Annotated in this window: 21 protein-coding genes; 12 read left to right on the forward strand and 9 right to left on the reverse strand. The window is 71.0% G+C overall.

Translation table 11 applies throughout. The annotated features are described in order from the left end of the window. From AC1DE0_RS18945 to AC1DE0_RS18970, 6 genes are all read left to right on the forward strand, one after another. Positions 1-360: multicopper oxidase domain-containing protein (locus AC1DE0_RS18945; RefSeq protein ID WP_478104100.1), on the forward strand; the 360-nt coding region annotated here is incomplete at its 5' end. Between the two features lie 98 nt (positions 361-458). Next, on the forward strand, positions 459-1,700 hold the full coding sequence (locus tag AC1DE0_RS18950; RefSeq protein WP_478104104.1) for a hypothetical protein: 1,242 nt from the start codon (positions 459-461) through the stop codon (positions 1,698-1,700). 237 nt (positions 1,701-1,937) lie between these two features. Further along, positions 1,938-3,707, forward strand: coding sequence for a 2-isopropylmalate synthase (gene leuA, locus AC1DE0_RS18955; RefSeq protein WP_478104108.1), 1,770 nt, complete (start codon positions 1,938-1,940; stop codon positions 3,705-3,707). Between the two features lie 16 nt (positions 3,708-3,723). Continuing rightward, entirely contained in the window at positions 3,724-5,247 is a 1,524-nt protein-coding gene (locus AC1DE0_RS18960; protein WP_478104111.1) for a glycosyltransferase family protein, read from the forward strand. A 218-nt stretch (positions 5,248-5,465) separates the two neighbouring features. Next, entirely contained in the window at positions 5,466-5,918 is a 453-nt protein-coding gene (locus tag AC1DE0_RS18965) for a pyridoxamine 5'-phosphate oxidase family protein (protein WP_478104114.1), read from the forward strand. A 53-nt stretch (positions 5,919-5,971) separates the two neighbouring features. Then, on the forward strand, positions 5,972-8,362 hold the full coding sequence (locus AC1DE0_RS18970) for an ATP-binding cassette domain-containing protein (RefSeq protein ID WP_478104117.1): 2,391 nt from the start codon (positions 5,972-5,974) through the stop codon (positions 8,360-8,362). 102 nt (positions 8,363-8,464) lie between these two features. Here AC1DE0_RS18970 and AC1DE0_RS18975 read toward each other — a convergent pair whose 3' ends face one another. Together AC1DE0_RS18975 and AC1DE0_RS18980 are read right to left on the reverse strand one after the other, a co-directional pair. Continuing rightward, positions 8,465-9,283, reverse strand: a complete 819-nt coding sequence (locus AC1DE0_RS18975) for a maleylpyruvate isomerase family mycothiol-dependent enzyme (RefSeq protein WP_478104121.1) — start codon at positions 9,281-9,283, stop codon at positions 8,465-8,467. A 15-nt stretch (positions 9,284-9,298) separates the two neighbouring features. Further along, the gene (locus AC1DE0_RS18980) at positions 9,299-9,949 is read right to left on the reverse strand and encodes an alpha-ketoglutarate-dependent dioxygenase AlkB (protein ID WP_478104124.1); all 651 of its coding nucleotides are present in this window, start codon (positions 9,947-9,949) and stop codon (positions 9,299-9,301) included. Between the two features lie 120 nt (positions 9,950-10,069). On the opposite strand from AC1DE0_RS18980, the gene recO reads away from it, so the two are divergent. Together recO and AC1DE0_RS18990 are read left to right on the forward strand one after the other, a co-directional pair. Next, on the forward strand, positions 10,070-10,798 hold the full coding sequence (gene recO, locus AC1DE0_RS18985) for a DNA repair protein RecO (protein WP_478104128.1): 729 nt from the start codon (positions 10,070-10,072) through the stop codon (positions 10,796-10,798). A gap of 37 nt (positions 10,799-10,835) precedes the next feature. After that, complete coding sequence (locus AC1DE0_RS18990; RefSeq protein ID WP_478104132.1) at positions 10,836-11,612, forward strand: isoprenyl transferase; 777 nt, start codon at positions 10,836-10,838, stop codon at positions 11,610-11,612. A 146-nt stretch (positions 11,613-11,758) separates the two neighbouring features. Here AC1DE0_RS18990 and AC1DE0_RS18995 read toward each other — a convergent pair whose 3' ends face one another. The 5 genes from AC1DE0_RS18995 to AC1DE0_RS19015 are packed head-to-tail and all read right to left on the reverse strand — an operon-like array spanning position 11,759 to position 15,367. Next, complete coding sequence (locus AC1DE0_RS18995; protein ID WP_478104136.1) at positions 11,759-12,172, reverse strand: Fur family transcriptional regulator; 414 nt, start codon at positions 12,170-12,172, stop codon at positions 11,759-11,761. Continuing rightward, a complete protein-coding gene (locus AC1DE0_RS19000; RefSeq protein ID WP_478104140.1) occupies positions 12,169-13,212 on the reverse strand; it encodes a metal ABC transporter permease in 1,044 nt (347 codons plus the stop codon). Before AC1DE0_RS19000 ends, AC1DE0_RS18995 begins: the two co-directional genes overlap by 4 nt. After that, complete coding sequence (locus AC1DE0_RS19005; protein WP_478104144.1) at positions 13,209-14,051, reverse strand: metal ABC transporter ATP-binding protein; 843 nt, start codon at positions 14,049-14,051, stop codon at positions 13,209-13,211. The genes AC1DE0_RS19000 and AC1DE0_RS19005 overlap by 4 nt, the downstream gene beginning before the upstream one ends. Then, a complete protein-coding gene (locus tag AC1DE0_RS19010; RefSeq protein WP_478104148.1) occupies positions 14,048-15,031 on the reverse strand; it encodes a metal ABC transporter substrate-binding protein in 984 nt (327 codons plus the stop codon). The genes AC1DE0_RS19005 and AC1DE0_RS19010 overlap by 4 nt, the downstream gene beginning before the upstream one ends. A gap of 45 nt (positions 15,032-15,076) precedes the next feature. Next, a complete protein-coding gene (locus tag AC1DE0_RS19015) occupies positions 15,077-15,367 on the reverse strand; it encodes a DUF6703 family protein (protein WP_478104152.1) in 291 nt (96 codons plus the stop codon). Positions 15,368-15,446: 79 nt separating this feature from the next. On the opposite strand from AC1DE0_RS19015, the gene AC1DE0_RS19020 reads away from it, so the two are divergent. Continuing rightward, positions 15,447-16,841: a glycine--tRNA ligase gene (locus AC1DE0_RS19020; protein ID WP_478104155.1), complete on the forward strand. Its 1,395-nt coding sequence runs from the start codon at positions 15,447-15,449 to the stop codon at positions 16,839-16,841. Between the two features lie 93 nt (positions 16,842-16,934). Beyond that, on the forward strand, positions 16,935-17,498 hold the full coding sequence (locus tag AC1DE0_RS19025; RefSeq protein ID WP_478104159.1) for a HEAT repeat domain-containing protein: 564 nt from the start codon (positions 16,935-16,937) through the stop codon (positions 17,496-17,498). Between the two features lie 97 nt (positions 17,499-17,595). On the opposite strand, the gene AC1DE0_RS19030 is transcribed toward AC1DE0_RS19025, so the two are convergent. Next, complete coding sequence (locus AC1DE0_RS19030) at positions 17,596-18,435, reverse strand: sulfurtransferase (protein WP_478104163.1); 840 nt, start codon at positions 18,433-18,435, stop codon at positions 17,596-17,598. Between the two features lie 25 nt (positions 18,436-18,460). On the opposite strand from AC1DE0_RS19030, the gene AC1DE0_RS19035 reads away from it, so the two are divergent. Next, a complete protein-coding gene (locus AC1DE0_RS19035; protein ID WP_478104165.1) occupies positions 18,461-19,192 on the forward strand; it encodes an alpha/beta fold hydrolase in 732 nt (243 codons plus the stop codon). A gap of 18 nt (positions 19,193-19,210) precedes the next feature. Continuing rightward, entirely contained in the window at positions 19,211-20,437 is a 1,227-nt protein-coding gene (dusB, locus tag AC1DE0_RS19040; RefSeq protein WP_478104170.1) for a tRNA dihydrouridine synthase DusB, read from the forward strand. Between the two features lie 3 nt (positions 20,438-20,440). Here the strand turns inward: dusB and AC1DE0_RS19045 are convergent, their stop codons facing one another. Beyond that, positions 20,441-21,145, reverse strand: coding sequence for a hypothetical protein (locus tag AC1DE0_RS19045; RefSeq protein WP_478104174.1), 705 nt, complete (start codon positions 21,143-21,145; stop codon positions 20,441-20,443). Positions 21,146-21,153 lie beyond the last annotated feature (8 nt).

A 21,153-nucleotide genomic window follows, 5' to 3' on the forward strand; every position in this document is an offset into this window, starting at 1 on the left:
GAGCCGGCCACGGTGTCCACCAGCCTGAAGAACCCGGCGGGCAAGACGCCGCTGGCGTCCCAGCCGAAGAACAGCTTCAACCTGTGGGAGATCCGCAACGGCGGAGGTGGGTGGGTCCATCCCTTCCACCTGCACATGGAGGAGCACCGGACGGTCATGCGCAACGGCAAGGACGTGTCGCTCAAGGCCGACGCGGGCCACCCGGAGGACGTGTCGCGCGAGGACCTCGTGGCTCTCGACCCGAGCGAGTCCGTGATCGTCTACCGCGGGTTCCGCGACTTCCACGGCCCGTACGTCGCGCACTGCCACAACCTGGCGCACGAGGACCACGCCATGATGTTCGGCTGGGAGATCACCTAGCCCGGACCACCGACCGTGGGTGGCCATCCCCAGTGCGGTGGCCACCCCGATCGCCTTGACGCACTTACTCTTTCACTGCAGACACGAGGCTGGTCCCAATGGCGACTCGTTCCGTCCAACCCATCCACTCCTTCAGGGCTCACGTCCAGCGCCCACTGACGCGGCCGGCGCCATCGCCCGTGCCGTCGCCGGCGCTGGACTCCTCGTCGGCGCCCGGCCCTGCCGGTGCGCCTTCGTTCGCCGTCCCGTGGGGCACCGTCATCTCGCTCGCCGTGGTCCTGGCCTTCGCGGACGGGTTCTGGGTGATCTCGCTGCGCGGCGCGGTCGGCGCGATCGAACGCACAGGGGAGCCCTTCGCGACGTGGCTGCGCGAGTCGGCGGTGATGACGCCGCTCTACGTCGTGGCGGTGCTCGCCGCCCTCACACTGGCCAAGCGACGCTTCGGACCGGTGCTCCGCGGTGCCCGGGCCGTCGTCGCGTCGGCGTGGCTCGTCGCCCTCGCGGCCTCCCTGGTCGGCGCTGCGCACCTGCTCGTCAGCGCCGCCGTCGACTTCCGGCTGCAGTCGGGCCTCGTCGAACACATGGGCGCGATGAGCACCACGTGCGGGGTCGACTGCATCGCGCGCCTCCAGTCCGACAGCTTCTGGCTGCAGGCTCGCGCGGTCGGCTACGGCGCTGCCATCGTGCTCCTCACCAACGTCCTCGTCGTCGGCTGGATGGTCGCCATGCGTGGCGGCCGGCTCCGGGTCACCGCGACGCGACGCTCTCTCGGCCCGGTCCTGGACATCCGGGTCCTCGGGCTCGTGGGCACGCTCCTGGGCTCTGCCGTGATCCACGTCGCGGTCGTGCCCCAGCACCTGACCGAGTGGGCCGCGGCCGGCGTGTTCTTCATCGCCCTCGCGGTTGCCCAGCTCCTCGCAGCGGCCGCCGTGCTGGTGCGGCCGGGGCGTCTCGTGTGGGCGCTGTCCGCGGTCGTCGCAGCGGGACCGATCGTGCTCTGGGCCGTCTCGAGGAGCGTCGGCCTGCCCCTGGGACCCGAGCCCGGGGTGCCGGAGGCGCTCGGGATGAGCGACCTGGCCTGCGCCGCGCTCGAGGCCGCGGCTGTCGCCTTCGCGCTGTCGCTCCGCTCGCAGGCCGGCACCGACGACCTCGACCCCGTCGACGACGGTGGCACGGCACCGGCGCCCAACGCCCACCGCAGGGGCCTGGTGGTCGCGGCCGTGGTCGCGGTGACCCTGATCGGGGTCGCCGCCAACGGCATGGTCCTCCTCGGCGGGGACCCCCACGGTTCGGGCACGTCCCAGGGTGTCGCGCAGGCGGCTGCGGCCGGGCAGGGCTGAGCCGGGGCGGCCACAGAACCGCCACGCGGCAGGGGACGCCCGGATCCGATCTCAGGATCCGGGCGTCCCGGCCCAGCCTGTGGACGTGGGCGAGCCCTCCGGCATACGGTGAAGCCGTGCGTGCGGTGAGCCTCCTCCTTCTCTGCCGCGACGAGGCCTGATCCCGGCCCTCCTCGTCGCGGAGTTTCCCGTGTCCGGCCGGACACCGAGCGAAACGCAGACGAGAGAGAGTGCGCGATGATCCACCCCCAGCAGACGTCGGGAATGCCGTTCCAGAAGTACGTCCCGTTCCACGAGCAGATCCCGTTCGACCTGCCCGACCGCACGTGGCCGACCAAGCGCATCGCGCAGGCGCCACGCTGGTGCGCGGTCGACCTCCGCGACGGCAACCAGGCCCTCATCGACCCGATGAACTCCGAGCGCAAGCTGCGCATGTTCCAGCTGCTCGTGAAGATGGGCTACAAGGAGATCGAAATCGGCTTCCCCTCGGCGAGCCAGACCGACTTCGACTTCTGCCGCGAGCTCATCGACGGGGGACACATCCCCGACGACGTGACGATCCAGGTGCTGACACAGTGCCGCGACCACCTCATCGAGCGCACCTTCGACGCGATCCGCGGCGCCAGGGAGGCGATCGTCCACTTCTACAACTCGACCTCGATCCTGCAGCGTCGCGTCGTGTTCGGGCTCGACCAGGACGGCATCATCGACATCGCCGTGCAGGGCGCGCGGCTGATCAAGAAGCTCGAGGAGACGATCCCCGACACGGCGATCTACTACGAGTACTCGCCCGAGTCGTACACCGGCACGGAGCTCGACTTCGCGATGCGCATCTGCAACGCGGTCATCGACGTCATCGACCCCACGCCCGACCACAAGATGATCGTCAACCTTCCCGCTACCGTCGAGATGATCACCCCGAACGTCTACGCCGACTCGATCGAGTGGATGGTGCGCAACCTCGACCGGCGCGAGTCGCTCGTCGTCAGCCTCCACCCGCACAACGACCGCGGCACGGGCGTGGCAGCGGCCGAGCTCGGCTACCTCGCCGGGGCCGACCGCATCGAGGGGTGCCTCTTCGGCAACGGCGAGCGCACCGGCAACGTCGACCTCGTGACGCTCGGGATGAACCTGTTCAGCCAGGGGGTCGACCCGCAGATCGACTTCAGCGACATCGACGAGATCCGCCGCACCGTCGAGTACTGCAACCAGCTGCCCGTCGGCGAGCGTCACCCCTACGGCGGGGACCTCGTCTTCACCGCCTTCAGCGGCTCGCACCAGGACGCCATCAAGAAGGGCTTCGAGGCGATGGAGGTCGAGGCAAAGGACAAGGGAACGAGCGTCGACGACCTCGTCTGGGGCGTTCCCTACCTGCCCGTCGACCCGCACGACCTCGGCCGCTCCTACGAGGCGGTCGTCCGCGTCAACAGCCAGTCGGGCAAGGGCGGCGTCTCCTACATCATGAAGTCCGAGCACCAGATGGACCTGCCGCGCCGGCTCCAGATCGAGTTCTCCGGCGTCGTCCAGCGCGGCGTCGACCAGGACGGTGGTGAGGTGGCCCCCGCCGAGCTGTGGGCGCGCTTCCAGGACGAGTACCTCCCGAACCCGGCCAGGCCATGGGGGCGTTTCGAGCTCGTCAACGTCGTCACCGACTCGACGGTCGACGGCGACTCGACCATCGAGGCGACGATCACCGACGAGGGCGAGCCGGTCACCGTCAAGGGCCGGGGCAACGGTCCGATCGCGGCCTTCCTCGACGCCTTCATGACGATCGAGGGCGCTCCCGACATGCGTGTCCTCGACTATGCGGAGCACGCCCTGTCTGCGGGTGGCGACGCGCGCGCTGCGGCATACGTCGAGTGCGCCATCGGTCCGCGCGTCCTCTGGGGCGTCGGCGTCGACTCGTCCATCGTCACCGCCTCGCTCAAGGCCGTCGTGTCCGCGTGCAACCGGGCCCACCGCGACCGCGTCGCCGACGAGGCCGCCGCCGACGGCGTCGCCGGCTGAGGTAGCGTCACGCACCATGGACACCCCGGTCGGCCGAGCCCTGCTCAGGCTGACCGGGGTGTCGCTCGTCGCCGTAGCCTCCGTCGGGCTCGTCGCGCCGCGAGCGGTCAACGTGGCCCACCGGCCCCTGGTGGTCGTCGCCGTGACTCTCGCCCTGCTGGCGCTGGCCGTCCTGGTGCGGGTGCCGGCCTGGGCGAAGAACCGTTGGCTGCCCGTTGTGACAGCCGTCGGTGGGGGAGCGGTCGCGGGGGCGATGGGACTGATGACCGGCTACCGCTACGGCTGGGACGCGCGCGTGATCATGGACATGGCGAGGGCCCTGCAGGCCGGGCGCCCCCTGGGCAGCGGCGAATACGACTACCTGTCCCTCTACCCCAACAACGTGCCGCTGCTGGCGATCGACCGCGTGGGCGTCGCTGTCGGACAAGCCTTCTCGCTGTCACCCGACGCCATTCTCGTGCCGCTCAACGCCGTCTGCGTCGCCGTGACCCTGTATGCCGTCCACCTGCTCGTCGTGCGCGTCGCCAGCCGGGGCCCGGCCTTCGCCGCCCAGCTGACGACCCTCGTGCTCGTCGGCACGAGCCCGTGGCTCGCCGTGCCCTACACCGACTTCTACGCCATGCCCTTCGTCATGGGCGGCGTGGCACTGGCCGTCAAGGCCCTGGCCCCCGGTCCTCGGACGGCGCGCGTCGCGCTGTGGGCGCTGGCCGTCGTCAGCATCGCGGTCGCCTACACGATCAAGACGACACCCGTGGTCGTCGCCATCGCCGGCGTCCTGACGGCGGTGGTGGCGATCTTCGACCACGACCTGCAGCCCGTCCGGCGCGCCGGAGTCATCGCGGCGTGTGCCCTCTCGATGGTGGCGTTCGTCGGCGTCGGGGTGGGTCTGTCGGCTGCGGCCACGACGGTCTCGGGCGTCGAGTCGTCGCGCATCGACCCGACGGCCACACCGCCGATCCTCTGGTGGGTGGCCCTCGGCGCCGACGAGCAGCGCACCCCCGGTGGCGTCGTCAACTACGGGGCCTACTCGCGCGAGATGGTCGATGCCGTGACCGGCCGTGACCCGGAGCAGATGAGGGCGTATGCCGCTGGCTTCCTCGGTGACCGCTGGGCCGAGCGCGGCCTCGGCGGCACGCTGGCCTTCTACGGCAACAAGGCTGCGTGGAACTGGGGCGACGGGCTGTTCTGGGCCTGGGGCGAGGGACCCGACTCGCTCGCCGGCACACTCGCGCCGGCGACAGGCCTCACAGGAGTCGTCCACGAGCTCAACGGTTTCCACGGGTCGTGGTACCCGTTGCGGGCAGACGTGACACAGGCCGTGTGGCTGGCGGTGCTGCTCGTCGCGGGCTTCGGGTTGCTGCGTGCGCCCTACCGGCGAGAGACCCTGTTGATGGCGGTCACGGTGCTCGGCATCGCGGCGTTCACGCTCCTGCTGCAGGGTCGCTCCCGCTACCTCTTCGCCTTCGTGCCGGTTGCGGTCGCCCTCGCCGCGACCGTCCACTCCTCCCTGCCGCGCCCCCGCCGCCGGGCCCGCGCCTGACCTCTCGACTGGCCGGGTCGGAGACCGTCACCGAGGAGGGTGCGCCACATTCTCGTCGGGTGCCCACTTTCCGACGCCCGCGCCCGACGTCGCGTGCCGACGTCGAGTGCCCACTTTCCGACGGCCGCCGCCAACGTCGAGTGCTCACTTTCCGACGCCGCGGCTAGCGTGACCCAGAGCGTCCAAGACCGAGCACGCACCGACCCCGTGGAGTGAACGTGACCGACGATCCGCGCCCACGCGCCCAACGCCGACGAGACACCGAGGCCCGGCTCGCCGACGACGTCGACCTCTGGGTCGCCACCGCCTCGGCCGACGGCACCCCCCACCTCGTGCCACTCTCCTTCGACTGGGACGGCAGGGCAGTGCTGGTCTCCACGCCGGCCGACAGCCCGACCGGTCGCAACCTGGCGGCCACGCGCACGGTTCGTCTGGCGCTGGGCGAGACGCGGGACGTGACGCTGGTGGAGGGCGACGTCGAGGTGCTCGAGATCGGCGAGCTGGGCCAGCAGGAGGGCGACCGGTTCGCCACGCGCACCGGGTTCGACCCGCGGCAGCTGACCACGCCGTACCGTTGGTTCCGCATCTCGCCGCGGCGGGTGCAGGCCTGGCGTGAGGCCGACGAGCTCACCGGGCGCGACCTCATGCGTGACGGCCGCTGGCTGGTGTGACAGTCGCGCGACCCACGAGACCTTTGACGCGTACACCTGACGATGGAGACACGATGAGCAAGGCCAGCAGTTCTGCCACCGCGACGTCCGAGCGCCACGTCGCCGACAGCCACGACCTGATCCGCGTCCAGGGCGCGCGCGAGAACAACCTCAAGGACGTCAGCGTCGAGATCCCGAAGCGCCGGCTGACCGTGTTCACGGGCGTGTCGGGGTCGGGCAAGAGCTCGCTCGTGTTCGACACCATCGCCGCAGACTCCCAGCGGATGATCAACGAGACCTACAGCGCCTTCGTGCAGGGCTTCATGCCGAACCTCGCCCGTCCCGACGTCGACGTGCTCGAGGGGCTGACGACCGCCATCATCGTGGACCAGGAGCGCATGGGTGCCAACCCGCGTTCGACCGTGGGCACGGCCACGGATGCCAACGCGATGCTGCGCATCCTCTACAGCCGGCTCGGGAAGCCGCACGTCGGCCCGCCCACGGCGTACTCCTTCAACGTGCCCACCCGCAAGGCGAGCGGCGTCATGTCGACCGACAAGGGCGGCCGGGTGGCGAAGGCCGTCGTCCGCGAGGCCGTCTACCTCGGCGGCATGTGCCCGCGGTGCGAGGGTATGGGCCACGTCAGCGACATCGACCGCACGGCCCTCTACGACGCGTCGAAGTCGCTGAGCGAGGGTGCGCTCACCGTCCCCGGCTACTCGATGGACGGGTGGTACGGCCGGCTCTTCGAGGGCGTCGGCCTGCCGATGGGCACCCCGATCGAGAAGTTCACCAAGAAGCAGCTCGACACGATGCTCTACTCCGAGCCGACCAAGATCAAGGTCGAGGGCGTGAACCTCACGTTCGAGGGGATCATCCCGCGCATTCAGAAGTCGATGCTCTCCAAGGACCCCGAGGCCATGCAGCCGCACGTGCGGCGTTTCGTCGAGCGGGCGGTGACCTTCCAGTCCTGTCCCGAGTGCGAGGGCACCCGCCTCACGCCCGAGGCGCGCTCGTCCAAGATCTCCGGCAAGAGCATCGCCGACCTGTGCTCGATGCAGATCAGCGACCTCGCCCAGTGGCTGCGCGAGCTCGACGAGCCGTCGGTGGCGCCGCTGCTCACCTCGCTGCGCCACAGCCTCGACTCGTTCGTCGAGATCGGGCTCGGCTACCTCTCGCTCGAGCGGCCCGCCGGCACGCTGTCGGGTGGAGAAGCCCAGCGCACCAAGATGATCCGCCACCTCGGCAGCTCGCTCACCGACGTCACCTACGTGTTCGACGAGCCGACGATCGGGCTTCACCCGCACGACATCGCCCAGATGAACGGGCTGCTCCTGCGGCTGCGCGACAAGGGCAACACCGTCCTCGTGGTGGAGCACAAGCCCGAGACGATCGCCATCGCCGACCACGTCGTCGACCTCGGGCCGCAGGCCGGCACCGGCGGCGGCCAGATCGTCTTCGAGGGCACGGTCGACGGTCTGCGCTCCAGCGACACCGTCACGGGCAGGCACCTCGACGACCGGGCCACCCTGAAGTCGGCGTTCCGTTCGCCCTCCGGCACCCTCGAGGTGCGCGGCGCCGACACCAACAACCTGCGTGACGTCGATGTCGACATCCCGCTCGGTGTGCTCGTCGTGCTGACGGGTGTCGCGGGCTCGGGCAAGAGCTCGCTCGTGCGTGGGTCCGTCCAGGGTCGCGAGGGTGTCGTCACGGTCGACCAGGCCGCGATCAAGGGCTCACGCCGCAGCAACCCCGCGACCTACACCGACCTGCTCGAGCCGATCCGCAAGGCCTTCGCCAAGGCGAACGGCGTCAAGCCGGCGCTCTTCAGCTCGAACTCCGAGGGGGCGTGCCCGACCTGCAACGGGGCCGGCGTGATCTTCACCGAGCTCGGGGTGATGGCCACCGTCGAGTCGCCCTGCGAGGACTGCGAGGGCCGACGGTTCCAGGCGGCTGTGCTCGAGTACGAGCTCGGCGGCAAGAACATCGCCGAGGTGCTCGCGATGCCCGTCTCCGAGGCGCACGCCTTCTTCAGCGACGGCGAGGCCAAGGTCCCCGCCGCGGCGACGATCCTCGGGCGCCTCGAGGACGTGGGACTCGGCTACCTCAGCCTCGGCCAGCCGCTCACGACGCTCTCCGGCGGGGAGCGCCAGCGGCTGAAGCTCGCCACGCACCTGGGCGAGAAGGGCGGCACCTACATCCTCGACGAGCCGACGACAGGCCTGCATCTCGCCGACGTCGAGCAGCTGCTGGGCCTGCTTGACCGGCTCGTCGACTCCGGCAAGTCGGTCATCGTCATCGAGCACCACCAGGCCGTCATGGCGCACGCCGACTGGATCATCGACCTCGGCCCCGGCGCCGGCCACGACGGTGGCACGGTGGTCTTCGAGGGCACCCCGGCAGACCTCGTCGCCGCCCGCTCCACCCTCACGGGCGAGCACCTCGCCGCCTACGTCGGCGGGTAGGACCCGTCGTCGCGGCGGCACCGAACAGCCGGGTTCGCGTGTGTGCTCGCACGGACTCTGGCCCCGGCTGGTGCACACACGGCGCTGCACCAGGTGCCGACCTCAGTCGATCGAGCCGCGGAGCACCGCGTCGACGGCAGCGAGAGACGCAGCGTCGCCCTCGCGCGTGATCTCGCCGTCGGCGGGACGGTTCCAGAGCCAGCAGTCGAGGTCGGCGGCGGACCCGCAGATCTCGGCAACAGCCGCGTCGTCGGGTCCGTCGACCACGAGGAAGCGTTCGGTGTCGATGACGTCGCCGTCCGCGTCGGTGCCGGTGATGCGCACCGGCGTGACGGTCCAGGCGTGCATGGCGTCGACGGTCGCGATCGTGACGGCGGGACCCGTGGGCTCGTGCGTGAGGCCCGGCTCGGGCTCGTAGCCACGCATGATCCGCAGCGCCTCGTCGACGCCGTCGGCAGCCAGTCGGCAGTCGAGCGGGGTGCGGTCGCCCACCGTCAGCTCGGCGTCGAGCCGGTGGATCAACGCCTCGTGGGCCTGGCGTCGGCCGATGTAGCMGGCGCTCTTGTCGTCGGCCCACATCCACAGCGGAGTCTCCGGGGTCAGGCCGGCCAGGACGCCGTGGAGCCGCTCGCTCGAGCGGTCGTAGCGGTCGAGCAGCCCGGCGCGGTCGGCCGGTCGCTCCTCGCGGCTCGCATTCATCGCGTCGAGGTCGGCGGGGTCGGTGAGGCCGCGCTCGGCGATCTCACCCCAGAACCACTGCACCTCCGCGAGGTGCCACAGCAGGTCGTCGGCGTCCCAGTCGGGGCAGGTGGGCACGCGTGCGTCGGCCGGAGCGTGCTCGAGGGCGGCACGGAACCGTGCCGAGTCGGCCGCGAGGTGGTCGAGGTAGGGCAGGGGGCCACCTGGGCGGCTGGACGGCATACGGGATCTCCTTGGTCAGCGGACGCCTGCGACACGGAACTGCACGGAGATGCGTGGCCCCATCGGCTCTGACGTCTTGGGGACCGCATGGTCCCACGTGCGCTGGCACGAGCCACCCATCACCACGAGGTCACCATGCCCGAGGGGGTAGCGCAAGCTCTTTGTCGTCGAACCCGGGATGGTGCCGCCGTCGCGTGGGCGCAGCGCGAGGGTGCGGGCCGAGCCGAGCGACAGGATGGCGATCATCGTGTCGCTGTCGCGTGAGCGGCCGATGCGGTCTCCGTGCCAGGCGACGCTGTCGCGGCCGTCGCGGTAGAGGCAGAGGCCGGCGGTGACGAAGGGCTCGCCGAGCTCGGCGGCGTAGTGGGCGCTGAGGGCATCGCGGGCGTCATCGAGCATCGGGTGGGGCAGCCGCTCGTCGCCTGCGTAGAACTTCGTGAGGCGCGGCACGTCGACGACGGAGTCGTACATCTGCCTGCGCTCCGCGTGCCAGGGAACGTCGCGAAGCAGAGCCGAGAAGAGCTCGTCGCCGGCGGCGAGCCAGCCGGGCCTGACGTCGACCCACGCGCCGCGCGCGAGGTGGTGCCGGGTGAGGCCGGTGCCGACGGCACGGAGCGTCATCGCGTCGGTGAGGTCGAGCAGCGAACCCTGGAGAGCGAGGTCCATGCCCCCACGATAACCCGAAACCTCGAACGGGTGTTCGACTCCGTGGTGCGAGTTCGGGCACTTGACGCGGACCGGCGCGTGCGGTGCGGCACCGGCCGGGTGGCGGGGGAGAATGGCGTCATGCCCCTCTACCGTGACGAGGCGATCGTCCTGCGCACCCACAAGCTGGGCGAGGCCGACCGCATCATCACGATGCTCACGCGCACCCGCGGCCGGGTGCGTGCGGTCGCCAAGGGCGTGCGGCGCACGAAGTCGCGCTTCGGCTCGCGTCTCGAGCCCGGCATGGTCATCGACGTGCAGTGCTACGAGGGCCGCAACCTCGACACGGTCACCCAGGTCGAGACCCTCGCGCCCTACGGCGACGCGATCGCCCGCGACTACACCGCCTACACGTGCGCGACCTCGATGCTCGAGACCGCGCTGCAGCTGACCGAGGAGCACGAACCGCAGACCCAGCAGTACCTCCTGCTCGCCGGCGCCCTGCGGTCGCTCGCCGAGCGCGCCCACGACCCGGGCCTCGTGCTCGACGCCTACCTGCTGCGCTCGCTCGCCGTCGCGGGCTGGGCGCCCAGCTTCGTCGACTGCGCGCGCTGCGGCGCGCCGGGTCCTCAACGCGCCTTCAACGTGCAGTCCGGCGGCGCCGTCTGCTCCGTATGCCGTCCGCCCGGCTCGAGCGCTCCGGCACCCGAGACCTTCGAGCTGCTCGCCTCGCTGCTGGCGGGTGACTGGGAGGTTGCCGACGCGAGCGACGAACGGCATCGTCGTCAGGGCAACGGCATGGTCTCCGCCTTCCTCCAGTGGCACATCGAGCGCGGGCTGCGTTCGCTGCGCCTCGTCGAGCGGGCCTGAGCCACAAGCGAACCCGACCTCACCGATCCGGAGACCCATGTACGCCAAGCCATTCCCGCACCCATCCGGTGCCACGCCGCCCACGATCCCGAGCGAGCTGCTGCCGAAGCACGTGGCAATCGTCATGGACGGTAACGGGAGGTGGGCCAACCAGCGGGGGCTGCCGCGCACCAAGGGACACGAGGCTGGGGAGGCGTCCCTGCTCGACGTCGTGGCAGGTGCCGTCGACGTCGGGGTGACCCACCTGTCGGCGTACGCGTTCTCCACCGAGAACTGGCGGCGCTCACCCGAGGAGGTCCGCTTTCTCATGGGTTTCAACCGCGACGTCATCCGGCGCCGGCGTGACCAGCTGCACGAGTGGGGGGTGCGCATGCGGTGGGTCGGCCGCACCCCGCGGCTCTGGCGGTCGGTCATCAAGGAGCTCGAGGTCGCCCAGGAACTGACGCAGCACAACACCGGGCTGACGCTCTACTTCTGCGTCAACTACGGCGGACGCGCCGAGATCGCCGACGCCGTCCAGCGAATCGCCCAGGACGTCAAGGGTGGTCGCCTGCGGCCCGGGTCCGTCGACGAGAAGACGATCAAGAAGTACCTCGACGAGCCGACGATGCCCGACGTCGACCTCTTCGTCCGCTCGTCGGGCGAGCAGCGCACGTCCAACTTCCTGCTGTGGCAGTCGGCCTATGCGGAGATGGTCTTCCAGAACCGGCTCTGGCCCGACTACGACCGACGCGACCTCTGGGCCGCCATCGAGGAGTACGTCGCCCGCGACCGTCGCTACGGCGGCGCGGTCGACACCCCCACAGCCACGTAGGAAACTGAGCACTCGACTGGGATTCAGGTCGAGTGCCCACTTTCCGACGTCGGGAACTGGGCACTCGACTGGTACGCCGCCGGGGGCTCCCCTTCAGACGGTAGGGAATTGGGCACTCGACGGCGGTAGCTCGTCTCGTCGAGTGCTCAGTTTCCGACGGTGGCGCAGTCGGCGCAGGTGCCGAAGATCTCGAGGGTGTGCGTCACGTCGCTGAAGCCGTGGTGCTCGGCGATCGTGTCGGCCCACCGCTCGACAGTGGGGCCCTCGACCTCGACGGTGCGCCCGCACGCCCGGCAGACGAGGTGGTGGTGGTGGTGCGTCGAGCACGCCCGGTAGACGGCCTCGCCGTCGTCGGTGCGAAGCACGTCGACGGTGCCGGCGTCGACCATGGCCTGGAGGGTGCGGTAGACGGTCGCGAGGCCCACGCCGGCGCCCGCCTCACGCAGGCGGGCATGCACCGTCTGGGCGGAGGTGAAGTCGTCGGACCTCTCGAGCAGGTCTGCCACGGCGGCCTGCTGACGAGTCGGTCGGCGCGTGGTGCCGCTGGCACGGTCCGTCATGGTCTCGCTCCCGTCGTCGGTGCGGTCTCGGAGGAGCCTGCGCCGACGCGGCCGGCGAGGCTGTCCTCGTGGTGATGAGCGCCGTGCTCGTCGTAGTGACCCTCGTGCGCCGCGTGGAGATGGCCGTCGTGCACGTAGTCGATGTGGTCGCCGTGCGGCACGGCCGGGTGGCCGCACTCCGTGCCGTGCTCGTGCTCGTGGCGCTCGGCGACGTCGTGCCGTCTGCCGCCGAGGCGGGCCGTCACGCCGGTGACCACTGCCGTCGCGACGAAGAGGCCGACGGCGAGCAGCACGATCGTGCCGCCGGACGGCGTGTTGAGCGGGTAGGAGAGGGCGACGCCGCCGACGGACGACACGAGGCCGAACCCGATGGCCCAGCGCAGCCCGCTGCTGAACGACCGCGCGACGAGCTGGCTCGCGGCGTTGGGCACGATCATCAGCGCGCTGATGAGCAGCAGGCCGACCACTCGCATGGCCACGACCACGGTGGTCGCCGTGAGCACGGCCAGCACGATGTTGAGCGGGAGCACCGGGATGCCGACGGCACGCGCGTACTCCTCGTCGTTGGCGACGGCGAAGAGACGGGGTCGCAGCACCCAGGTGGTCACGGCGATGAGCAGGGCGAGACCGGCGAAGAGGTAGAGGTCGGAGCGCTGCGTGGTGAGGATCGACCCGAAGAGGTACTTCATGAGGTTCGCGGGGGTGCCGTCGGGCGACTTGCTGATGATGACGACGCCGCCGGCGATGCCGCCGTAGAAGATGACGGCGAGCGCGACGTCGCCGTTGGTGCGTCCCCTCGTGCGAAGCAGCTCGATGACGACGGCCGCGACGAGCGCTGCCACGAGAGCGGTGAGCACCGGTGCCGTGCCGGTCACGAGGCCGATGGCGACGCCGGCGAGCGCGACGTGCCCCATGCCGTCGCCGATGAGCGACAGGCGCCGCTGGACGAGGAAGATCCCTACCATCGGGGCGACCGTGCCGACGAGGAGCGCGGCAATCAGCGCGCGCTGCATGAAGTCGACGGTGAGGAGGTCGGTCATGGCCGCCGCCTTTCGGGGTGGTTCAGGTCGAGAGGCCCGTGGGCCAGCGACACGTGCCCGTCGAGCTCGTGGTCGTGGTGGTGGCTGTCGTGGTCGTGGTGCACGTGGTCGCGGGCGTGGGCGTACTCCTGCGGGGTGCCGTCGAAACGGATGCGTCCGGCATCGACCACGACGATGCGGGTGAGCAGCCGCTCGAGCGCCCCGAGCTCGTGCGTGACGATCACCATGGTGACGTCGCGCTCGACGAGCCGCGCGAGCACGTCGGCGAGGACGTGCTGGCTGGCGGCGTCGACCCCGGCAGTCGGCTCGTCCATGATCAGGACGTCCGGCTCGGCGGCGAGGGCACGAGCGATGAGGACGCGCCGCTGCTGACCGCCCGACAGGGTGCTGACCTCGGTGGTGGCCCGGTCGGCGAGGCCGACGAGGTCGAGCGACCGCGCCACGACCTGTCGGTCGGTGGCACGCAGTCGCCCGAGCCAGCCGATGCGGGCCAGGCGTCCTGTCGACACGATCTCGGCGGCCGTCGCGCGCACGGAGGCCGACAACGTATGCCGCTGGGGCACGTAGCCGACGCGCGCGCGGTCGTGGAACTCGCTGCTGTCGACCCCGAAGAGGCTGACGGAGCCCCCCGTCCTCTCATTGAGGCCGAGCACGCCCTTCATCAGGGTCGACTTGCCGGAGCCGTTGGGTCCGACGATCGCCACGATCTCGCCGCTGCGGATCGTCAGGTCGACGTCGGTGAGCACGGGCCGGTCGCCGTAGCCGAAGCCGGCGCCGCGCAGGGTCACGACGGCGTCAGTGGCGTCAGGGTCACGGGGCACGAGTGGCGCGGACCTCATGAGCACCCCTGCCCTTCGCGAAGGGTCACGAGGTTGCTGCGCATGACCTCGAAGTAGTCGGAGCCGGCGGTCGCAGAGGTGATCCCCTCGATCGGGTCGAGCGTCGCCACCTGGGCCCCGGTCGACCCGGCGACCGTCTGGGCGAACTGCGGCTCGACGAGGGTCTCCTGGTAGATCGTCGTGACGCCCGCGGACGAGACGAGGTCGGAGACTGCCTTGAGGGCGGTGGCGCTCGGCTCGGCCTCCGGTGAGATCCCGGTGATGCCCTTCTGGTGCAGGCCGTAGCGCGTGGCCAGGTAGCCGAAGGCCCCGTGGCTGGTGACGAGCTGCTTGGTGCGGCACTGTGCCAGGCCGACCCGCATCTCGTCGTCGAGCTGCGACAGCTTCTCGACGAAGACGGCGGTGTTGCGCGCGTAGGTCGACGCCTTGGTCGGGTCGTCTGTCGACAGGCGGGCGCTGATCGCCTGGGCGACGGCGGCGTAGCGGGACGGGTCGAGCCAGAAGTGGGGGTCGTCGGCGCCGTGCGCGTGGGCGGAATGGTCATCGTGGTCCTCCGCCGACTCGCCCTCGTGCCCCTCGGTGCTGGCCGGCACGAGCTTGGCGGCGTCGGCCACGTCGAGCACCTTGGCGCTGTCGACGAGCCCCACCGCCTCGTCGACCGCCGGCTGGAAGCCGTCGGCGTAGACGACGAGCCGCGCCTTCGTCATGCCGCCGATGTCCTGGGGTGCGAGCTCGAGGTCGTGCGGCTCGGCGCCGGGGCGGGTCAGCACCGTGACGTGGGCGGTGCTCCCGACGACCTGCTGGGTCGCGAACTGGATCGGGTAGAACGAGGTGACGATGGGGGAGTCGGGCCCGCCCGCCGTGGTCTGTGCGCTACAGGCGCCCAGGGCGAGCGTGGCGGTCGTCGCGAGGGCTGCGATCGCGACGGGAGCCCTCAGGGACCGGCGTGGGCGTGGGAGGGGAGGGGTCACGAGGACCATCCTCACCCAAAATGAGAATGATTGTCAAAATCGAAGAAGCCGTGGTCAACGGGTGGGAACGATCCTGACCACGGCCACCGCCAGCGTCAGCACGAGCACGGCTGCCCGCATCAGGCGCTCCGGCAGCGTCAGCCTCTGCCAGGTGAGGAAGAGGAGCCAGCCCACGAAGGCCGCCACCACGAGGAAGGCGACGCCGGCCCAGGGGCGCGGGACGAGGATGCCGACGGCGAGGAGCGCGACGAGGACGCCGAACGACACGGGGCGCGGCACGGCGTTCATCCGCTCGACCCAGGGGGCCGAAGCGTGCTCGACACGGGAACGGAAGCTCAAGGACACCTGACGAGCGTAGGGGACGCGACGGCATACGCAGGACACGTGGTAAATGCTCTGGCACCGGCCCGATAACCTGTCCCGCATGGCCAAGCAGACATCCATCGTGGACACCGTCGTCAGCCTCTGCAAGCGCAGGGGCTTCGTCTTTCCGAGCGGTGAGATCTACGGAGGCACCCGGTCTGCGTGGGACTACGGCCCCCTCGGCGTCGAGCTCAAGGAGAACATCCGCCGCCAGTGGTGGAAGTCCATGGTCACCAGCCGCGACGACGTCGTCGGCCTCGACTCCTCGATCATCCTGCCCCGTGAGACCTGGGTCGCCTCCGGTCACGTAGGCACGTTCACCGACCCGCTCGTCGAGTGCCTCAACTGCCACAAGCGCCGCCGCCAGGACCACCTGCAGGAAGCGCTCGCGGAGAAGAAGGGCATCGAGGACCCCGACTCGATCCCGATGAGCGAGATCGTGTGCCCCGACTGCGGCACCAAGGGCCAGTGGACCGAGCCCCGCGACTTCCAGATGATGCTCAAGACGCACCTGGGCGTCATCGAGGACGAGTCGGGCCTGCACTACCTGCGCCCCGAGACGGCGCAGGGCATCTTCGTCAACTTCCTCAACGTCATGCAGGCCTCGCGCCGCAAGCCGCCGTTCGGCATCGCCCAGACCGGCAAGAGCTTCCGCAACGAGATCACGCCGGGCAACTTCATCTTCCGCACGCGTGAGTTCGAGCAGATGGAGATGGAGTTCTTCGTCAAGCCGGGCGAGGACGAGCAGTGGCTCCAGTACTGGCTCGACGAGCGCACCCGCTGGTACGTCGACCTCGGCATCAACCCCGACAACCTGCGCCACTTCGAGCACCCCGCCGACAAGCTGTCGCACTACTCCAAGCGCACCGTCGACATCGAGTACCGCTTCAGGTTCGCCGGCTCCGAGTGGGGCGAGCTCGAGGGCATCGCCAACCGCACCGACTTCGACCTGTCGACGCACAGCAAGCACTCCGGCACCGACCTCGTCTACTTCGACCAGCAGACCGGCGAGAAGTACACCCCGTACGTCATCGAGCCCGCGGCCGGTCTGTCGCGTTCGCTCATGACGTTCCTCGTCGACGCGTACGCCGAGGACGAGGCGCCCAACACCAAGGGCGGCGTCGACAAGCGCGTCGTGCTGCGCCTCGACCCGCGCCTCTCGCCGGTCAAGGCCGCGGTGCTCCCGCTGTCGCGCAACGCCGACCTCTCGCCCAAGGCCCGCGACCTCGCAGCCACGCTGCGCAGGCACTGGAACATCGACTTCGACGACGCCGGCGCCATCGGCAAGCGCTACCGCCGTCAGGACGAGATCGGCACCCCGTTCTGCATCACCGTCGACTTCGACACGCTCGACGACCACGCGGTGACGATCCGCGAGCGCGACTCCATGGCGCAGGAGCGCATCGCCCTCGACCAGGTCGAGGGCTACCTCGCCCAGCGCCTCGTCGGCTGCTGAGCTCCCGCACGCACCGCTGACGTATGCCGTCCGCCCATCTGGGCGGGCGGCATACGTGCGTCCGGGGTCGGGGACAGGCGCCATACTGCGCACATGGTCTCGGACGCGATCCTTCGCGCGACGCCGGGTGAGCGCGCGCGGGCCGCGGCCGATGCGCTCGGCGACGACGTGCTGACGCGTTGGTGCGCCGACCTGCTCACGGGGCGCGCCGAGTGGGGCGATCCAGAAGGGCCCGACATCGGGTGGGTCGGCGGCCGCGCTGTGCACGGCTGGGGCTCGCCCGATCGCCTCGACCTCGACACGCTCTACTGGTCGCGGGTCTGGGCGGCGCGCACCCTTCTCTACGTCTGGGAAGACCGCTGCGGCGCCGATGTCGTTGCAGGACTGGGTGATCCGGCGTGGCGGGTGCGCGAGATGTGCGCCAAGGTCGCCGCCCGGTGGGAGGTCGGCGACGCCGGGGAGGCGTGCGCACGGCTCGTCGTCGGCGACGACACCGCGCGGGTCCGGGAGGCCGCGGCTCGTGTGCTCGGCGTGGTGGGCGAGGCCGAGCACGCACCCGCCCTGCACGAGGCGGCAGACGATCCCGAGGACTCGGTTCGCACCGCGGCCGAGCGGGCGCTGCGCACGATGAGCCGACGCGTCGACCGCTCAGTCTGACGCCATCGAGAAAGCAATCCGGCCGCCCCCCACCCCATCGAGAAAGCACGTCCGATCGTGATCGGACGGATTGCTTTCTCGATGGGGTGGGGGGTGATCAGCCGGGGGTGCGGCCCGTGGCGACGGGGCGGGACGGGTCGCGGATCCACTCGCTCCACGAGCCGGGGTAGAGCACCGTGTCGACGCCGAGCTCGGCGAGGGCCAGCATCTGGTGGGCCGCGGTGACACCCGAGCCGCAGTAGACCCCGACCTGCCCGTTGCCCGGGTCGACCCCGTCCGTCACGTGCGCCCAGTGCTCCGCCAGGTCGCGGCGGAACGTCCCGTCGGCGGTCACCCACTCGGTCGTCGGGCTGTTGACGGCGCCCGGCACGTGGCCCGCGACAGGGTCGATCGGCTCGCTCTCGCCGGCATACCGCTCGGGGGCTCGTGCGTCGAGCAGAAGCCCGTCACGGGCGAGCGCCGCGGCGGCTGAGGCGTCCAGCGTCGGCAGCTGCCCCGGGCTCACGACCACGTCGCCGTGCCGGTCCACCGGCTCGTCGGTCGAGACCGGCAGCCCGGCGGCGACCCAGGCGGCCCAACCCCCGTCGAGAACGCGGACGTCGCGCACGCCCAGCCAGCGCAGCACCCACCAGGCCCGGGCGGCGGCATACGAGTCCTTGCCGTCGTAGGCGACGACCCGGCTGTGCTCGGTGATGCCCGCCCGTCTCAGGAGCGCCTGGACCACGGCGGGGTCGGGGAGCGGGTGGCGGCCACCCCCGCCGGCCGGCGCAGCGAGCTCGGCGTCGAGGTCGACGAAGAACGCGCCGGGCACGTGCCCGGCCGCGTAGTCCTGCCGACCGGCCGGCGTGTTCGCCGTCGTGAGCGCCCAGCGCACGTCGAGGACGACGACGTCCTCGATCTCGTGGGCGAGGTCGGTGGCGCGGATGAGGTGGGTCACCGGGCCATCGTGGCATCCTCACCGTGTGCCCGCTCACCTGGTCCTCGTGCACGGCTCTCGCCTGTCGAGCACGCAGTGGGCGCCCCAGCTGCCGCTGCTTCGCGGCCACGTCGGCCTCACCCTCGTCGACCTGCCGGGCCACGGCGTCCGCGCCGGTGAGTCCTTCACGATGGACCGCTGCGTCGAGGTGATCGGCGAGGCCGTGGAGTCGGCGTCGGTGCACGGTGACCCCGTCGTGCTCGTCGGTCACTCGCTCGGCGGCTACGCCGCGATGGCGTATGCCGCTGCCCGTCCCGACACGCTCGCGGGTCTCGTGCTGGCCGGTTCGAGCGCGACGCCGACGGGCCCGGGGGCGGCGGTCTACCGCGCCGTGGCCGCGCTGACGGACCGTCTGGGTCCGGCCAGGATGACGCGCGTCAACGACCGCGTGCTCCACCGTCTCTACCCGCCCGACCGCATCGACCCGGTCATCGCCGGCGGCTACTGGTTCGACCCGACGCCCGCGGCCTGGCGCGAGGTGATGACCCATTGCCGGCCGTCGATGCTCCACGGCGTCCGCTGCCCGGTGCTCCTGCTCAACGGGCAGTACGACCAGTTCCGGATCGGCACCCGCGCCTACCTCAGGGCGTGCCCGACGGCACGCGTCGAGACGATCCCCAGGGCGAGCCACCTGTCCAACCTCGACCAGCCCGAGGCCTTCGCCGCCGCCCTGCTGCGCTTCGCGGCGGAGGTCGCCGATTCGGCGCCAGGGGCCTGATCGGGGAGAATCGGGCCCGTGACCGACGTGCTGACCCCCACCACCGACACCGGAGCCGTGCTGCCGCCGCTTCGCATCGGACGCCACGTCATCGAGTCGCCGGTCGTCCTCGCCCCGATGGCGGGCATCACCAACCGGGCCTTCCGCCGGCTGTGCCGCGAGTACGGCCAGGAGGGCTCTGCCCTCGCGTCGGGCGGCCGGGCGTCCGGTGCGACGAGCCTCTACGTCAGTGAGATGATCACGAGCCGTGCGCTCGTCGAGCGCACGCCCGAGTCGATGCGACTCATCGAGCACGACCCCGACGAGAACCCTCGCTCGATCCAGCTCTACAGCGTCGACCCGGCGACGGCCCGCGCCGCCGCCCGCATGCTCGTCACCGAGGACCGCGCCGACCACATCGACCTCAACTTCGGCTGCCCGGTCCCGAAGGTCACCCGCAAGGGCGGCGGCTCGGCCCTGCCGTGGAAGAAGGACCTCTTCAGGGCGATCGTCGGCGCCGTCGTCGAGGAGGGCGCCAAGCGCGACATCCCCGTCACGGTCAAGATGCGCAAGGGCATCGACGACGAGCACCTGACCTTCCTCGACGCCGGGCTCACCGCTGAGGCCGAGGGCGTGGCCGCGGTTGCGCTGCATGGCCGTACGGCGTCGCAGGCCTACTCGGGCACGGCCGACTGGGCCGCGATCAAGCAGCTCAAGCAGACCGTCACCTCGGTGCCCGTGCTAGGCAACGGTGACATCTGGTCGGCCGAGGACGCCATCCGGATGGTGCGCGAGACCGGCTGCGACGGTGTCGTCGTCGGCCGCGGCTGTCTGGGTCGCCCGTGGCTCTTCACCGACCTCGCGGCCGCCTTCGCCGGCACCTCGGCACGCGTGACCCCCACCCTCGGGGAGGTCGCCGACACGCTGCGCACGCACACGGCATACCTCATCGACTTCTACGGCGAGGAGGAGCGCGCCTGCCGCGACATCCGCAAGCACATCGCCTGGTATCTCAAGGGATTCCCGGCCGGGTCGACGATCCGCAACTCGCTCGCCCTCGTCGACTCGATGGCTGCCCTGGACGCGCTGCTCGCGACGCTCGACCCCGACGCCCCGTGGCCCGGGGAGGCGGCGGAAGGACAACGCGGTCGTGCAGGCTCGTCACGCACGGTGGCACTGCCCGACCGCTGGCTCGAGTCGCGCGAGCTCTCCGAGGAGCACCGGCGCACGATTGCCGAGGCCGAGCTGTCGGTCAGCGGCGGCTGACGCTCACTTCAGCCAGACGCTGAGCGGCCCGAGCCGTTCGCAGCCCGCTGCCACGGCGGCGTCGACGCTCGCCCCCGCCTCCCAGCCGACCAGAGGTATGCCACCGGTGACCGTCCTCGCGGCGACTGCGGCCGCTGCCCACGCCCGCTCCGGGTCGGCGCCGCGCGCGAACACGTTGCCGAGACCCGCGACCTCGCCGGTCAGGTTCACGACGGCCCCCGCGACGACCGGGGCGTCCGCCGCATCGGTGTCGTGGCCGGCGAGGACGTGCACTCCGGGCTCGTGCAGGAGCGCGGGCCGCAGGATGGCCTCCGTCTCCGGGTCGCTCGCCCACGCGCGCGCCCACGCGGCCATCGCCTCAGGGGTGGAGACGCGGCGCCATGACACCCCTGGTGGGGCGCTGACCGGCACGGACGGGTCCAGCCAGACCCACTCGCCGACGACGAGCCGGGCGAAGTCCTCGATCGCCAGGTCGAGCCGCGACCACGAGTCCTTGACCGAGCAGCCGTCGGAGTCGTCGACGCGGGCCAGCACGTCGTACTCGCCGACGGTGGGGGACAGGGTGACGGCGTCGGGGTAGTAGGGCGGCGTGCGGGTCGCGGCGGTCCACGCGTCGCCGTCGGTCGTGCACCTGACACCGTGCGAGCGGGCCACGGCGTCGCACCAGTGCGCGTTGTTGGTGGCGGCGAGGACGAGGCGGTCGGTCACAGAAGTGA

It is taken from the genome of Terrabacter sp. 05T424 (assembly GCF_056396225.1).